We start from the raw sequence: 15,601 nt of genomic DNA on the forward strand, positions 1-15,601 counted from the left end.
CTTCGGCATGTCCGACTACGCCCGCCCCCGGGAGCGGGCTGCCCTGGCGATGGTCACGACCGCCTTCTCCAGCGCGTACTCGGGGTCGTCGCTGCCGCCCTTCACGCCGGCGTCGGCCTCCGCGACCGCGCGCAGCGCCACGGACACCCCGTCCGGCGTCCAGCCCCGCATCTGCTGGCGGACCCGGTCGATCTTCCACGGCGGCATCCCCAGCTCACGGGCGAGGTCGGCCGGCCGGCCGCCGCGCGCCGAGGACAGCTTGCCGATGGCTCGCACGCCCTGGGCCAGGGCGCTGGTGATCAGCACCGGTGCCACCCCGGTCGACAGCGACCAGCGCAGCGCCTCCAGCGCCTCCGCCGTACGCCCCTCCACCGCCCGGTCGGCGACGGTGAAGCTCGATGCCTCGGCGCGGCCGGTGTAGTACCGGCCGACCACGGCCTCGTCGATCGTGCCCTCGACGTCGGCCACGAGCTGGGCCGCCGCTGAGGCCAGTTCGCGCAGGTCGCTGCCGATCGCGTCGACCAGCGTCTGGCACGCCTCGGGTGTCGCGGACCGCCCGAGCTCCCGGAACTCCCCCCTCACGAACGCCAGCCGGTCCGCCGGCTTGGTCATCTTCGGGCAGGCGACCTCGCGGGCGCCCGCTTTACGGGCCGCGTCCAGCAGCCCCTTGCCCTTCGCACCACCCGCGTGCAGCAGGACCAGCGTGATCTCCTCGGCGGGCGAGCCGAGGTACGCCTTGACGTCCTTGACCGTGTCGGCAGAGAGATCCTGTGCGTTGCGTACGACCACGACTTTGCGCTCGGCGAAGAGCGAGGGACTGGTCAGCTCGGCGAGGGTGCCGGGCTGCAACTGGTCCGGGGTGAGGTCGCGTACGTCCGTGTCGGCGTCGGCGGCCCTCGCGGCGGCCACCACCTCCCGCACGGCACGGTCGAGCAGGAGGTCCTCCTGGCCCACGGCAAGGGTCACCGGGGCGAGAGGGTCGTCATTCGCAGTCTTTCTTGCCATCACTGACAGCATCCCACGCGGCACGGACAATCAAGCGGGGCGTGGACCCTGGGTGATCCCTGAGCGGACCCTGAGGCGGGGGTCAGGGGCGTGAGGGGCGCGTGTGCGGGGAGTGCGGGCGCGTTAGCTCGGGGCGCGGGCGTAAGGTGCGTTGGCCTATTGCGCGGGCGCCGGCTCACGGCTCCTCCCGCCAGCCCTCCCACTCGGCCGCGAAGGCGTCCAGCTCGGCGGGGTCCAGGCGGGCCGCCTCATCGCGCAGGACCAGCAGCCACTGGGCGTCCTCCGCGTCGTCCTCGCCGGCCAGCGCGTCCCGGACGAGCCGGGGCTCCTCGTCGACCCCGAACCGCGCCCCGAGCGCCTCGGCCGCCTCCTCGGCGGCGTCACGGTCGGGAAGCACCAGCACATGTCTCACATCACTCACACCGGACATTGTCCGGTACGGCATGAGAGAGCGGCCGGGCGGACCTCCTGGGGGCTCAACCCGTGAGCGCGCGCGGCACGATCTGCACGTCCAGGTCGACCCGGATGCTCGGCCCGATCGCCGCGATGCCACGGGCCAGCAGGGTCTGCCAGTTGATCGTGTAGTCGTCGCGGTGGAGTTCGGTGGTGGCGCGGCAGGCGGCGCGGGTCTCGCCCTCCATGCCGTTGCCGAGGCCGAGGTACTCGGTGTCGAGGGTCACGGTGCGGGTCACGCCGTGCAGCGAGAGCCCGCCGGTGACGGCCCAGCGGTTGCCGCCCCGGCGCACGAACCGTTCGCTGTAGAACTCCAGCGTCGGATACCGCCCCACGTCCAGGAAGTCGGGCGAGCGCAGGTGGTCGTCGCGCATCCGGAAGCCGGTGTCGATGGAGGCCGCGTCGATCACCACGTGCATCGCCGAGTTCTCGACCCGGTCCGCGATCCGTACCGCGCCCGCGAAGGAGTTGAACCGCCCGTGGATACGGGCCAGTCCGATGTGCCGGGCGGTGAAGACGATGGAGGAGTGGACCGGGTCGATGTCCCAGTCGCCCCGCATCGGCGGCTCGGTCGGCGGCGCCACCTGAAGGGTCACGTCACCGAGCGAGGCGAGGGAGTTCTCCGCGACCATGGCCGTGGCGCGGTACGGCGTGTACCCCTCGGCGGACACCGCGAGCCGGTACTCGCCGGCCGGGACGGTCGCCATGAAGGAGCCGTACGGATCGGTGCCGCCGGTGACGACCTTGCGGCCGAGGCTGTCGCTGACGGTGAACTCCGCCGCGGCGACCGGCTGGTTGACCGGATCGAGCACCCGGCAGCTCAGCACGCCCGCGTCGGCCGGGGTACGGACCGCCGCCAGTGGACTCGTCCGGTGGACCCGGTCCGTTCGTTTCTCCAGCCACCGGCCGAACATGTACGCCACTCCTGTGCGCCTCCGCATCCTGCGTTGCCGAAGAGTCATTCGATCACCGATGCGGCTTTCGAGCAAAACGGGACCAGATCACGGGAGTACGGCCCATGCGCCGGAAGTCACCCGAATTGGCCGCCCCGGACGGTGGGGACTTCACTCAGCCCGATCCCGAACCCGTCCCGGTACACGGTGAGCACCTCCTCGTCCGTCCCCAACTCACGCGCCCCCTTCCGCCCCTCGGCGTCCGTGGTCGTCAACGTCCGTCCGCTGAGCGTGATCCGGCCGCCGTCCTCCGTGATCCGCGAGCACACCAGGGATTGGGTGAAGTGCGACTCCGGCGAGGTCGAGTGCCACCAGGCTCCGGCGCGGAAGTCTGGGAGCTGGCGGGGTCGTTGCTCAAGCCGGTACTGGGGCTTGCCGTCCCGAAGGACGTCCAGGTCCCCGTCGCCCGCCTCCACCAGCCGGAACGTACCGCCGGGGTCCGCCTGATCCCCGCGCTCACCGAAGATCAGCGGGCCGTGGCTGTGCGCCCCGAACCCCACGTCGGCGATCAAGTCGCCCCCGTCCACCGTCCGCACGCGCAGGGCGAGATGGTCGTACGGGATGCCGAGACCGTCGTCCCCGTGGACCCGGCCCGCGAGGTACTGGACCTCGTAACCGAGCGAGGCCAGCAACAGGCCGAAGGCTCCGTTGAGTTCGTAGCAGAAGCCGCCCCGGCGGGCTTCGACCACCTTGTCCAGCAGGGCTTGTTCATTGAGGACGACCGGCTCGCCGAGGTGGATCGAGAGGTTCTCGAAGGGGACGGTTCGGAGGTGGCGCAGGTGCAGATCCCGCAGGGCTTCCGTGGTGGGGCGCGCGGGGCGCTCCGCGCCGAGGCGGCGGAGGTAGGCGTCGGTACGGGTGGGGTTCATGGGGCCAGTGTGCGGAGTGACCCGCTACTCCGTGAACATGCTGATCAGGTTGTACGGCGTGTCCTCGCCCAGCATCTCGCGGAGATCGGCACCCTCCAGCGCGGCCGCGGCACTGCGGGGGAACATCTCCCGCTCGTACGCGGTGAGTGCGGCCTCCACGTCGCCCGGGTGCGCGGCGATGGCCTTGCCGAGTTCGGCGCCGTCGTAGAGGGCGAGGTTGGCGCCCTCGCCGTTCGGAGCCGTGAGGTGGGCGGCGTCGCCGAGGAGGGTCACGCCCGGTGTGCGGTCCCAGCGGTGCTCGGCGGGCAGCGCGTGGATCTGGCGCGACACCGGCGCGGTGTCGCCGTCGGCGATCAGCGCGGTGAGCTGCGGGGCCCAGTCGTCGAACTCGTGGGCGATACGCGCGAGCGCGGCGGCGGAGTCGGAGAAGTCGATCCCGTCGGACCAGTCGCGCGGCCGGACGAGCATCACCCAGGTGTGCAGGCTCCTGCCCCGCTCCCGGTGCACCAGGACCCCCTTGCCCGGCGCGAGGATCATCGTGGAGCCGTCGCAGACGAGCTTCGCGCTCTCCGGGTGCCGGGTGTCGGCGTCGAGCAGATGGGTCTCCACGAAGGAGACGCCGGTGTACTCGGGCGTCGCGCCGGACAGCAGCGGCCGGACCCGGGACCACGCACCGTCCGCGCCCACCAGCAGCTCCGTCCCGACCGTGACGCCGTCGGCGAAGGCCACCTCGTGCCTGCCGCCGCCGAGCCCTCGGACCCCGGTGACCTTGTGACCCCACCGCACGGTGCCGTCCGGCAGCGAGTCGAGCAGCATCTGCCGCAGTTCGCCGCGCGGCACCTCGGGGTTGGTGCCCGTACCGTCGTCGGGCAGATCCAGCAGCACCTCGCCCTCCCGGCTCAGGACACGCGTCGCCTGGCGCCCTTCGAGGATGAGGGCGCGGAACTCGTCGTACAGACCCGCGTCCCGCAGCGCGGGCTGGCCGTTGTAGTCCCGGATGTCGAGAAGCCCGCCCTGTGCGCGCGCAGTGGGGGAGGTCTCCGCCTCGTAGACGGTGGACCGGATGCCGTGGACATGCAGAACACGGGCGAGCGTGAGGCCGCCGAGTCCGGCACCGATGATCGTGACGTGAATGCTCATGGGGTCACGCTCGCTAGGGGGGCCGACAGAGCTCCGACATGGGGCCGACAGGCACCTTGCGTGGCCGACAGGGGGACGACATTGTCCGTGAAGGCCCGGGCCCCCGTGGGAGTGGCGTTCTGGCGGTATTGACCTCACCGCCGCCATAGGCGACGGTCGTAGAAGCCCGTAGAAGTCAAAGGAATTGGGGAAAGCCATGTCGTTACGCTTCATCGCCAAGGACCCGAACACGAACGGGGACAACTGCCCGACCGTCTGGGTCGACGAGGCGAATGGGGACTTCGTCGTCCAGGGGTGGAAGGCGGACGCTGAGACGGAGCGGGAGTGCTTGCAGGCTGGCGGCATTCCGGACACCGAGGCCGTCGTCAGGCTGCCTGCTCGGATGGTGGCGGCGATCAGGGAGGCGTGTGATGTCGCAGACGGTCCCGCCGTTCACTGAGCTGCTGTCCCGTTGCCGGCACAGCGCCGTTCACCTGGAGACCCGTGACGTCTACGGAGTTGCGGACGAGGACGCGGACTTCGCCGCCTGGCGGGCCGGCCGACGGCACAGCCGGGAGAACCGGGAGGAGTGGTGGAACGACTTCCACGCCTCCGTCGCCGAGGCCGTGGAGCGGGGCGTGCGAGTTCGCCGGGCCCGGGTCGTCTCGGAGCCGCTCTCGGAGTACATCCGCTACGAGCACGCGTGTACGTTCCAGAACGTCATGGCGGGCGAAGAGGTGCGGTGGCTGCCCCGGCGGATGGCCTCGGACCTGCTGCTGCCTGGCAACGACCTGTGGCTCTTCGACACGGACCTGATCCGGTTCGGCCTCTTCTCCGGCGACGGCGCCTTCGTCGGCCACACCCTCAGCGACGATCCCGTCCTGATCAAGAGGGTGTCCGAGGCGTTCGAGAACATCTGGACCCGAGCCCTCCCGCACGACCGCTACCTCACCTGAGCGAGGCATGACCGAGTCACCGACGGCCGCCGTACAAGCTGCCCGGCAACAACTGGCCGCCCGTCTGCGGGAGATCCGCAAGGAGGCGGAGCTGACGGCCACCGAGCTTGCACGGCGGCTGGACTGGTACCCCTCGAAGGTCTCCCGCATCGAGCACGCCCGGACCCCTCCCGGCACAGCCGACATCCGGGCCTGGTGCGCGGCTTGCGGTGCCGAGAATCTGGCCGACGACCTGGTGGCCTCCGCCCAGACAGCCGACTCTATGTACATGGAGTGGCGGCGCGTGCAGCGCACCGGCCTGCGGCATCTCCAGGAGTCCCGGGTCGAACTGTACGAGCGCACGCGGCTGTTCCGGATCTACTGCTCCACCGTGGTCCCCGGACTCCTCCAGACCCCCTCCTACGCCACCGCGCTCCTCAACTCGATCTCCCGGTTCCACCGCACGCCGAATGACGTGGCGGAGGCCGTTGATGCCCGGATGCGGCGCTCCCAGGTGCTCTTCGTCAACGGCAACCGGTTCTCCGTGCTGGTGGAGGAGTCGGTCCTCCGGTACCGGATCGGCGACTCCGAGACCATGGCGGGCCAACTGGGCTATCTGCTCACGCTGATGTCCCTGCCGTCGGTCAGCCTGGGCGTGATCCCCTTCTCCGCTTCACGGCCGCTCTGGACCCTGGAGACCTTCAACGTCTTCGACGATGCCCGCGTGCATGTCGAGCTGCTGTCGGCGGCCGTCAAGATCACGGCTCCCGGCGAGGTCGAGCAGTACGTCCGGGCAAGTAAAGAGCTGGCCGGCATGGCGGTCTACGGCAGTGCCGCGCGGGACCTGATCACCAGCGCCATTGCCCACCTCAGGTAGTCCTTGTAGAAAACGGTAGAAACTCGTAGAGGCGCCTTTCGCGCCTTCCCTACGGTCACTTCACACCGCTTGCTGCTCGGGGCATCCGCTTTTCGGAGCCGACACGTGACGAGCCGTCGGCGGCTTCCTGGACGTTCGACAGCGGACGAGGTCCCGATGACAGTGACCGTCACACCCCGCCCTACGGGGCATCCCGGGTACTCACAGACCCTCCCCCGGCAACCGGAAAGTGCCGCCGAGGCGCGCAGGCTCGTTCGGACCGCTCTCGCGGCGTGGCGTATGGACGGGCTGGTCGAGGATGCCGTCACCGTCGTGTCGGAGCTGGTCGCCAACTCTGTGGAGCACGCCCGGTGCGCCTCGATCCGGGTGATCGTCGGGCGGCCCACGGCGAACACGGTCCGGCTGGGCGTGGTCGACCGGTCGAAGGTTCTGCCAGTCCTTCGGACCGAGTTCACCAGCATCCCGTTACGGGGGCGGGGCCTCCTGATCGTGGACAGGCTGACGGCCCGATGGGGCACCGAGCTGTACCCGTGGGGCAAGCAGGTGTGGGGCGAGCTGTGGGTGGAGGGGCGATGAAGGACGGCAAGCCCTGGGTGGGGGACGCGGTACGCGACGAGGTCACCGGAAGGAAGGCCATCGTGACCGATGTCCAACACGGCTCCCGGTACATCCTTCGGCCTCACGCGGGCGGCGGGCCGACGTGGGTGGCCGAGGACCCCGAGAGGCTGACGGTAGTCCCGCGCGAGCAGGAGTAGGTCAGCGGTCTCGCCCTCAGTCCCGCATCACCTTCATCCCGCCATGTGGTCCGCCTATCCCCGTCAGCGCGAGCGCGCCGTCCCGGTCCGTGCGGAGCACCGTGGCTCCGGTGGAGCGGAGGGCCGTCACGGTGGAAGGGGCCGGGTGGCCGTATGGGTTTCCGGTGCCGCAGGAGATGAGGGCTACGCGAGGGGCAGCCAGGTGGAGGAGGGCGGGGTCCTGGTAGGCGGAGCCGTGGTGGGCGACTTTCAGGACGTCTACTCGGGCCAAGTCGGCCGCCTCAGGGGTACGCAGCAGCTCTTGCTGGGCGGGAGGTTCCAGGTCGCCGAGGAGGAGTAGGCGGAGGCCCGCCGTGTGGACCAGGAGGGTGATGCTGGCGTCGTTCGGGTCGTCGGGGGCAACCGGAGCATCGGGCTGCGGCCAGAAGACGCGCCAGGTCAGGGGGCCCACTCGGCGTTCCTCGCCCGCTGCTGCCGTGGTGAGGGGGATGTGGTGGGTGGCGGCCTCTCGGCGTACGGACTCGGCCTGGTCGGGGGGTTCGGCGAAGGTCGTGGTTTCGATGGCGGCTACCGTGCGGCCTCGCAGTACTCCGGAGAGCCCTCCTACGTGATCGGCGTGGAAGTGGGTCAGGACGAGCAGGGGGATGCGGGTGATGCCCAGTTCGCGCAGGCAGCGGTCGACCGGGGCCGGGTCGGGGCCCGCGTCCACGACTACGGCGGTGCCGGGGCCGGCGGACAGTACGGTGGCGTCGCCCTGGCCGACGTCGCACATGGCGTAGCGCCAGTTCGGCGGGGGCCAGCCGGTGACCGCGCGGGTCAGCGGGGCGGGGCGTACGACCGCCAGCAGGAGGAGCAGGGCGAGGGCGCCGCACCACCAGGGGTGGCGGATCAGGCGCCGGCCGAGGAGGACGAGGGCCACGGTGACCGCGGCCAGCAGGAGTGCCCCCGGCCAGCTTCCCGGCCAGTCCACGCCCGCGCCGGGCTGGGCCGCGCCGGTACGGGCCACGGTGGCGATCCATCCGGCGGGCCAACTCGCGCACCACGCCAGCGCCTTGGCCAGCGGCATCGACACCGGTGCCGCCGCCAGCGCCGCGAATCCGAGTACGGTCGCGGGGGCCACGGCCAGTTCCACCAGCAAGTTGCACGGCACCGCCACCAGGCTCACCCGCGCCGACAGCACCGCCACGACCGGCGCGCACGCCGCCTGCGCCGCCGCGGCCGCCGCGAGTCCCTCCGCGAGGCGGGCGGGCACTCCGCGCCGTAGCAGGGCCTCGCTCCAGCGCGGCGCCAGCAGGAGCAGCGCGCCGGTCGCCAGTACGGAGAGGACGAAGCCGTAACTCCGGCTCAGCCAGGGGTCGTACAGGACGAGCAGGAGTACGGCCGTGGCCAGCGCCGGTACGAGCGTTCTGCGGCGGCCGGTCGCCAGGGCCAGCAGGGCGACCGCACCGCACGCCGCCGCCCGCAGCACGCTGGGGTCGGGGCGGCACACGATCACGAACGCCAGGGTCAGCGCGCCCGCGAGCAGGGCGGTGGTGCGGAGGGAGAGGCCCAGGAAGGGGGCGATGCCCCGGCGTTCGGCGAGGCCGGCCATGCCCGGGGGGCCGATGAGGAGGGCCAGCAGGATCGTGAGGTTGCTTCCGGAGACGGCCAGGGTGTGGGCGAGGTCGGTCGCCTTGAAGGCTTCGTCCAGTTCGGGGGTGATGCGGGAGGTGTCGCCTACGACCAGGCCCGGTAGCAATGCGCGGGCGTCCGGGGGTAGTTCCTCGGTTGCCTGCCGGAGCCCGGCTCGGAGGTGGCCCGCCAGGCGTTGGGGGGCGGTCGGGCCCGATGCGATTTCCGGGGGCGGCCAGTTTCGTACGCGGAGGACGGCAGCCGTGCGGTCACCGGTCGTCGTGGGCGGGGCGAGTCTGCCGGTCAGGCGGAGTCGGGTGGAGGGGAGCAGGAGGAGCCAGCCGTCACGGGCCTCGGGGCCGCCGCCGTGGGCTCCTGGGGCCGGTACGTCCGCGTCCACGACGAGGAGTACGGGACTACGGGTGAGGGCCCCCTCCCCTCCCCCCACCCCCTCCGCCCCCGCCTCCCCAACCCTCCGCACCTCACCCCGCGCCAACACCCCCACCGGCGCCGCATGGTCCCCCCGCACCCGGGGCTTGCTCAGCCACGGGTCCCCCGTCAGCTCCACCTCGACCATCACCGTCCCGAACCTCCGCGCCACCTCCGGCACCGGCCCGCGCCGTACGTCGGCCCCGTGCAGCCCCGCCGAGACGGCGGACGCGGCGACGCACAGCAGCACCGCCGCCACCGGAGCGCGATACCGGCCGGACCCCGAGCCCACCTGGAGCAGCGCGACCCCGACGACGAGGCACACGCCCGCCACCCCCAGACACCACGCCAGCGGAACATCCAGGACCACGGCGGCCGTTGCCCACGCGGCGAGCGCGGGCCCTGCCAGCCGCAGATCGACCGGGCCCTCCTGACGAGGGTGGGAGTCGCCCTTCCAGCCAGGGTCGGACTCGGCCCCCACAGCCGGAGGGCGGGCGGTGTCCGTCCAGTCGGAGTCGGTCTCGGCCCTCCCAGCCGGAGGGTGGGCGGTGTCCGTCAAGCCGGACCCGGACTCGACCCCCACGCCCGGAGGACGGGCGGTGTCCGTCAAACCGGACCCGGACTCGACCCCCACGCCTGGAGGGTGGGCGGCGTCCGTCAAGCCGGACCCGGACTCGACCCTCACGCCCAGAGGATGGGCCTCACCCCTCCAGCGGGACCCGGACTCGACCCTCACGGCCCCACCCGTGCCCGGAGGTCCGAGAAACGCCGGTCACCGATGCCGTCCACCTGGCGCAGCTCGTCCACCGAGCGGAAACCGCCGTGCTGGGTGCGGTAGTCGATGATGCGCTGAGCCAGCACCGGGCCCACACCGGGCAGCGTGTCGAGCTGCTCCACCGTCGCCGTGCCCAGCGAGACCGGAGCCGACGGGCCCCCACCGGCCGGCGCCACCGCACCCACCCCCACCGGAGGCGGCGCACCCGACGCCCCCACCACGATCTGCTCCCCGTCCACCAGGAACCGCGCCCGGTTCAGCCCCTCCTCTCGCACCCCCGGCCGCACTCCCCCGGCAGCCTTCAGCGCATCCGCCACCCGCGACCCAGACGGCAGCCGCCGAACCCCCGGATCACGCACCTTGCCGCTGACATCCACGACGATCTGCCCACTGCGAGAAGCGGACACGGAAACACCCCCTGCCTCCCCCGCCCCCTTCACCCGCCCCGGAGCCTCCCGCACCACCTGAGGCGCGCTCACACTCTCCGTACGCCCCGCCCAGAAATGCTGCCCGGCAAGCACAGCGGCTAGCACCAGCACCACCCCGAGCGCCACCACCCCCCGCCGCTCCACCCCGCACCGCGCCTGCACCCACATCGGCACCCGGTCCCGCAGCGCGAGCACGACCCGCTCCCGCCGGCCGGGATCACCGAGCCGGCCCTCGCCGGCCAGGGCCCCCGCACCGTGGGCTCCCGCACCCAAACCCCGCGCACCCACACCCCGCGCCCCAAGAACCCGCGCCCCCCGAACCCCCGCATCCAAACCCCCCGGCGGCCCGCTCCCCGACTCCCCCGGAGCCTCGCCGAACAACTGCCCGGCCCGTCGCCGCACCTCCTCCCCCGGCACCGGCGCCCGATGCCGGCCCCGCCCCCGCTCGGTGGGACGCCGGTACCGCATACGGCTGTCGGAGGAAGGCCCCCTGCCGGGACCGCTGGTCGGAGTGGCTGCACGGGTCAGTGATCGAAGTGTCATGACCCGAGGATGGGACACCTCGCCAGAAAAAGTGGATCTTGGTCAATTACCGTGGAAAAGCCCCCCGTTGTGGATAACTCCGTCACCCTCAGGAGTGAGGGACGGGAGCGAACGGCACCTCAACGCGGCGAAACCACAACCCCCAACAACCCAGGCCCCGTATGCGCCCCGATCACCGCCCCCACCTCACTGACATGCAACTCCGCCAGCCCAGCCACCCGTTCACGCAACCGTTCCGCCAACACCCCAGCCCGCTCGGGCGCGGACAGATGGTGAACGGCAATGTCCACCTCCGCCCCAGCCGCCCGCTCCACCACGATCTCCTCCAGCCGCGCGATCGCCTTCGACGCCGTACGCACCTTCTCCAGCAGCTCGATCCGGCCGTTCTCCAGCCGGAGCAGCGGCTTGACCGCGAGGGCGGAGCCGAGGAGGGCCTGGGCGGTGCCGATGCGGCCGCCGCGGCGGAGGTAGTCGAGGGTGTCGACGTAGAAGTGGGCGGAGGTGCCCGCGGCACGCTTCTCCGCGGCCGTCACCGCGTCGTCGACCGTGCCGTCGCCCTCCGCGGCCTCGGCGGCGGACAGCGCGCAGAAGCCGAGGGCCATGGCGACCATGCCGGTGTCGACGACCCGGACCGGTACCGGGGCCTCGCGGGCGGCCAGTACGGCCGCGTCGTAGGTGCCGGACAGCTCGGCGGAGAGGTGCAGGGAGACGATGCCGTCGGCGCCCGTGTCCGCGACCTCGCGGTAGGTGCGGGCGAATTCCTCGGGGCTGGGGCGGGAGGTGGTGACCGGGCGCCGTTTCTGGAGGGCCTGGGCCAGGGAGCGGGTGGAGATCTCGGTGCCCTCTTCGAGCGCCCGGTCGCCGAGGACCACGGTCAGCGGCACCGAGGTGATGCCGTGGCGCTCCATCAGCCCCGGCGGCAAGTAGGCCGTTGAATCGGTGACGATAGCGACATGGCGGGACATGAGCTGGAGGTTACCTGCCGTAGGTCCGGCACGGCAGTCCAGCCCCGGAGGAGGGCGCCGGGGGTCAGGCGGTGCTCTCCGGGCGGGGCTTCTTCTGCCAGGGGTAGGCGGGCCGGGCGGCGGGCGGGGTGATGGCCTGGGCCTCCGGTTCCTGGGGCCAGGTCTGGCGGCGGGCGGCGGCCTCGTCGGTGCCGGCCGGGGCCTCGGGCCAGGGGGCGGTGGTCTGGGCCGAGGTGGTGGTCCAGTGCCGCAGGGCGCCCGCCTCGATGTCGATCTGGGAGCTGAGGGCGTCCAGGTCGTCCTCGGCGAAGCGGCTCGCGCGGTCGCGGGCGGCCCAGCGCAGGGAGTCGGCTGAGGCGGTGATCCGCTCGGTGCGGGTGCGCAGCTCGGGGAGGCGGGCGGTGAGGGTGGCGCGGTCGGGCTCGGACTCCAGGTGCTTGAGGACGACGTCCAGCTCGCGGCCGTGCACGCTGAGGCGCTCGAACAGGCCGAGGGACTCCTTCAGCGAGGCGTCCTCGGCCGGTCCCGCGTACAGGGCGTCCTGGGTGGCGCGCATCGAGGTGCGCAGGGTGAGCCGGAGCTGGGCGATCTCCCCGGCGGGGCCGGGGCGGGTGAGGGACTTGGCGCGCAGGGTGTGGTCCTCGACCGTGCGGCGGCCCTGGGCGATGGTGCGGTCCACGCTGCGCTTGGCGGCGCCGACCGCCTTCACCGTGGCGTAGGTGCCGAGGACGACGAGCAGCACGAAGAGCACGGCGAACACGGTGATCACTGCTTCCATGACGCGTTCCTCCTCCGGGCGCGGCCGCGAGCCGCCTCGCTCTACACGGTAAACGCAACGGGCAGGCCACGGGTTCCATCGGAACCCGGAACCTGCCCGTAGGGGATCACCCCGACACTCGCCCCGGCACCCGTCCCGGCACCCGACGCACCGGCCGCACATCAGCCACCCGGCCGAGGAAAACCCCTCAGCCGCTGACGATGTTCACCAGCTTCGGCGCCCGCACGATCACCTTCCGGATCGGCGCCCCGCCCAGCGCGGCGACGACCTTCTCGTCACCCAGCGCCGCCTTCTCCAGCTCCTCGTCGGAGATGCCCGGCGGCACCTCCAGGCGGGCCTTGACCTTGCCCTTGATCTGCACGACACAGGTCACGGTGTCGTCGACCAGGTAGCGCGGGTCCGCCACCGGGAAGTCCTGGTGGACGACGGAGTCGGTGTGGCCCAGCGTGCGCCACAGTTCCTCGGCGATGTGCGGGGCCAGCGGGGCGATCATCAGCACCAGCGGCTCGGCGACCGTGCGGGGCAGGGCGCCGCCGCTGCCGTACGCCTTGGTGAGGTGGTTGTTCAGCTCGGTGACCTTGGCGATGGCCGTGTTGAAGCGCAGCCCCTCCAGGTCCTGGCCGACGCCGTCGATCGCCTTGTTGAGGGCGCGCAGGGTGTCCTCGTCGGGCTCGGCGTCGGTGACGGTCGGGGCGCCGGTGTTCTCGTCGACGATGTTGCGCCACAGCCGCTGCAGCAGCCGGAACTGGCCGACCACCGCGCGGGTGTCCCAGGGGCGGGAGACGTCCAGCGGGCCCATCGCCATCTCGTACAGGCGCAGGGTGTCGGCGCCGTACTCGGCGGCGATCTCGTCCGGGGTGACGGCGTTCTTCAGGGACTTGCCCATCTTGCCGAGCAGCCGGGTGACCTTCTCGCCCTGGTACCAGAAGGCGCCGTCGCGCTCCTCGACCTCGGCGGCGGGGACGGCGATGCCGCGGCTGTCGCGGTAGACGTACGCCTGGATCATGCCCTGGTTGTACAGCTTGTGGAACGGCTCGGCGGACGAGACGTGTCCCAGGTCGAAGAGGACCTTGGACCAGAAGCGGGCGTACAGCAGGTGCAGTACGGCGTGCTCGGCGCCGCCGACGTACAGGTCGACACCGCCGTGCGGCAGGCCCTCGCGGGGGCCCATCCAGTACTGCTCGATGGCGGGGTCGACCAGCTCGCGGTCGTTGTGCGGGTCCAGGTAGCGGAACTCGTACCAGCAGGAACCGGCCCAGTTCGGCATGGTGTTGGTCTCGCGGCGGTACTTGCGCGGACCGCGCCCGTCGCCCAGGTCCAGGGTGACGTGGACCCACTCGTCGTTGCGCGAGAGCGGGGTCTCGGGCTGGGTGTCGGCGTCGTCGGGCTCGAAGGTGCGCGGGCTGTAGTCCTCGACCTCGGGGAGCTCCAGCGGGAGCATCGACTCGGGCAGCGCGTGGGCGATGCCGTCCTCGTCGTAGACGATCGGGAAGGGCTCGCCCCAGTAGCGCTGGCGGCTGAACAGCCAGTCGCGCAGGCGGAAGTTGACGGTGCCCTCGCCGATGCCGGCCTCGGTCAGCCACTCGGTGATGCGGGCCTTGGCCTCGGGGACGGCCAGGCCGTCCAGGGTGACGGAGTCGCCGGCGGAGTTGACCAGCTTGGCGTCGTAGGAGGAGAAGGCGTCGTCCCAGGTGGCGGTGTCGGTGCCGCGGCCGTCGGTGGGCTCGACCACGCAGCGGATCGGCAGCTCGAAGGCGCGGGCGAACGCGAAGTCACGCGTGTCGTGGGCGGGGACGGCCATGATGGCGCCGGTGCCGTAGCCCATGAGGACGTAGTCGGCGATGAAGACCGGGACCTGCTCGCCGTTGACCGGGTTCACGGCGAACACGCCGGTGAACACGCCGGTCTTGTCCTTGGCCTCGGCCTGGCGCTCGACGTCGGACTTGGCGGCGGCCTGCGCGCGGTAGGCGGCGACAGCCTCGGCCGGGGTGGCGTGTCCGCCGGTCCACGCGTCGTGGGTGCCCTCGGGCCATGCCTCGGGGGTGAACTTCTCCACCAGCGGGTGCTCGGGGGCCAGCACCATGTAGGTGGCGCCGAACAGGGTGTCGGGGCGGGTGGTGAAGACGGTGATGCGCTCGCCGTCGACGGGGAAGTCGACGCGGGCGCCCTCGCTGCGGCCGATCCAGTTGCGCTGCTGGAGCTTGATGGCCTCGGGCCAGTCCAGCCCCTCCAGGTCCTCGATCAGACGGTCGGCGTAGGCGGTGATGCGCATGTTCCACTGGCGCAGCTTGGCCTTGAAGACGGGGAAGTTGCCGCGCTCGGAGCGGCCGTCGGCGGTGACCTCCTCGTTGGCCAGCACGGTGCCCAGGCCCGGGCACCAGTTGACCGGCGCGTCGGAGGCGTAGGCCAGCCGGAACTCGCCCAGGACGTCGGCGCGCTCGGCGGCGGTCAGCTCGCTCCACGCGCGCGTGTGGCCCGGTACGGGGCGCTCACCGGACTCGAAGAGGGCGACCAGCTCGGAGATCGGGCGGGCCTTCCTGGCCTCGTCGTCGTACCAGGAGTTGAAGATCTGGACGAAGATCCACTGGGTCCACTTGTAGTACTCGGGGTCGATCGTGGCGAACGACCGGCGCTTGTCGTGGCCCAGGCCCAGCCGGCGGAGCTGGGCCTTCATGTTCTCCATGTTGGCCTCGGTGGACACGCGGGGGTGCGTGCCGGTCTGCACCGCGTACTGCTCGGCGGGCAGGCCGAAGGCGTCGAAGCCCAGGGTGTGCAGGACGTTGTGCCCGGTCATGCGCTGGAAGCGGGCGTAGACGTCGGTGGCGATGTACCCCAGCGGGTGGCCGACGTGCAGGCCCGCGCCGGAGGGGTAGGGGAACATGTCCATGATGAACTTCTTGGGCTTCGCCGCCAGCTCGGCGTCGTCCGCCAGGTCGCCGGTGGGGTTCGGCGCGGCGTAGGTGCCGTCGACGTCCCAGAAGTCCTGCCAGCGTGCCTCGATCTCGGCCGCCAGGGCGGCCGTGTAGCGGTGCGGCGCGGCCTCCGCCGACGCGGCAGCGGTGGCGGCGGGGTTCGTCTCGCTCATGATCCTCAAAGCTCCATCGAT

General features: G+C 71.8%; 15 protein-coding genes and 1 pseudogene. 5 read left to right on the forward strand and 11 right to left on the reverse strand.

Annotated features, from left to right (window positions below):
* Positions 1–15 precede the first annotated feature (15 nt).
* The 5 genes from holA to E5083_RS13550 all read right to left on the reverse strand — a co-directional run bounded on the left by holA (position 16) and on the right by E5083_RS13550 (position 4,420).
* Positions 16–1,005: a DNA polymerase III subunit delta gene (gene holA / locus E5083_RS13530; RefSeq protein WP_202448114.1), complete on the reverse strand. Its 990-nt coding sequence runs from the start codon at positions 1,003–1,005 to the stop codon at positions 16–18.
* 175 nt (positions 1,006–1,180) lie between these two features.
* A complete protein-coding gene (locus tag E5083_RS13535; RefSeq protein WP_037856065.1) occupies positions 1,181–1,426 on the reverse strand; it encodes a hypothetical protein in 246 nt (81 codons plus the stop codon).
* A gap of 55 nt (positions 1,427–1,481) precedes the next feature.
* The gene (locus E5083_RS13540; protein WP_135785889.1) at positions 1,482–2,372 is read right to left on the reverse strand and encodes a YceI family protein; all 891 of its coding nucleotides are present in this window, start codon (positions 2,370–2,372) and stop codon (positions 1,482–1,484) included.
* A gap of 116 nt (positions 2,373–2,488) precedes the next feature.
* On the reverse strand, positions 2,489–3,280 hold the full coding sequence (locus E5083_RS13545; RefSeq protein WP_135785890.1) for an arylamine N-acetyltransferase family protein: 792 nt from the start codon (positions 3,278–3,280) through the stop codon (positions 2,489–2,491).
* A gap of 24 nt (positions 3,281–3,304) precedes the next feature.
* Positions 3,305–4,420: an FAD-dependent oxidoreductase gene (locus tag E5083_RS13550; RefSeq protein ID WP_135785891.1), complete on the reverse strand. Its 1,116-nt coding sequence runs from the start codon at positions 4,418–4,420 to the stop codon at positions 3,305–3,307.
* Between the two features lie 196 nt (positions 4,421–4,616).
* On the opposite strand from E5083_RS13550, the gene E5083_RS13555 reads away from it, so the two are divergent.
* The 5 genes from E5083_RS13555 (at position 4,617) to E5083_RS13575 (ending at position 6,966) form a co-directional block, all read left to right on the forward strand.
* Entirely contained in the window at positions 4,617–4,859 is a 243-nt protein-coding gene (locus tag E5083_RS13555) for a hypothetical protein (protein WP_135785892.1), read from the forward strand.
* On the forward strand, positions 4,831–5,355 hold the full coding sequence (locus E5083_RS13560) for a DUF6879 family protein (protein WP_135785893.1): 525 nt from the start codon (positions 4,831–4,833) through the stop codon (positions 5,353–5,355). The genes E5083_RS13555 and E5083_RS13560 overlap by 29 nt, the downstream gene beginning before the upstream one ends.
* A 7-nt stretch (positions 5,356–5,362) precedes the next feature.
* On the forward strand, positions 5,363–6,211 hold the full coding sequence (locus E5083_RS13565) for a helix-turn-helix domain-containing protein (RefSeq protein WP_135785894.1): 849 nt from the start codon (positions 5,363–5,365) through the stop codon (positions 6,209–6,211).
* A 156-nt stretch (positions 6,212–6,367) separates the two neighbouring features.
* Positions 6,368–6,787, forward strand: a complete 420-nt coding sequence (locus tag E5083_RS13570; protein WP_135785895.1) for an ATP-binding protein — start codon at positions 6,368–6,370, stop codon at positions 6,785–6,787.
* Positions 6,784–6,966: a hypothetical protein gene (locus E5083_RS13575; protein ID WP_167513531.1), complete on the forward strand. Its 183-nt coding sequence runs from the start codon at positions 6,784–6,786 to the stop codon at positions 6,964–6,966. Before E5083_RS13570 ends, E5083_RS13575 begins: the two co-directional genes overlap by 4 nt.
* 16 nt (positions 6,967–6,982) lie before the next feature.
* On the opposite strand, the gene E5083_RS13580 is transcribed toward E5083_RS13575, so the two are convergent.
* From E5083_RS13580 to leuS, 6 genes and pseudogenes are all read right to left on the reverse strand, one after another.
* Positions 6,983–9,487: a ComEC/Rec2 family competence protein gene (locus E5083_RS13580; protein WP_135785897.1), complete on the reverse strand. Its 2,505-nt coding sequence runs from the start codon at positions 9,485–9,487 to the stop codon at positions 6,983–6,985.
* A 251-nt stretch (positions 9,488–9,738) separates the two neighbouring features.
* Positions 9,739–10,056, reverse strand: coding sequence for a ComEA family DNA-binding protein (locus E5083_RS32140; protein ID WP_341869868.1), 318 nt, complete (start codon positions 10,054–10,056; stop codon positions 9,739–9,741).
* A pseudogene (locus E5083_RS13585) lies at positions 10,057–10,752 on the reverse strand (SLBB domain-containing protein); the annotation flags it as partial.
* 119 nt (positions 10,753–10,871) lie between these two features.
* Positions 10,872–11,717, reverse strand: coding sequence for a DegV family protein (locus E5083_RS13590; RefSeq protein WP_135785899.1), 846 nt, complete (start codon positions 11,715–11,717; stop codon positions 10,872–10,874).
* Between the two features lie 64 nt (positions 11,718–11,781).
* On the reverse strand, positions 11,782–12,495 hold the full coding sequence (locus E5083_RS13595) for a hypothetical protein (RefSeq protein WP_135785900.1): 714 nt from the start codon (positions 12,493–12,495) through the stop codon (positions 11,782–11,784).
* A 187-nt stretch (positions 12,496–12,682) separates the two neighbouring features.
* Entirely contained in the window at positions 12,683–15,580 is a 2,898-nt protein-coding gene (gene leuS / locus E5083_RS13600) for a leucine--tRNA ligase (RefSeq protein ID WP_135785901.1), read from the reverse strand.
* Positions 15,581–15,601: the final 21 nt, after the last annotated feature.

Origin of the sequence: Streptomyces bauhiniae, from assembly GCF_004784475.1 — a bacterium.
GTDB classification, from domain to species: domain Bacteria; phylum Actinomycetota; class Actinomycetes; order Streptomycetales; family Streptomycetaceae; genus Streptomyces; species Streptomyces seoulensis.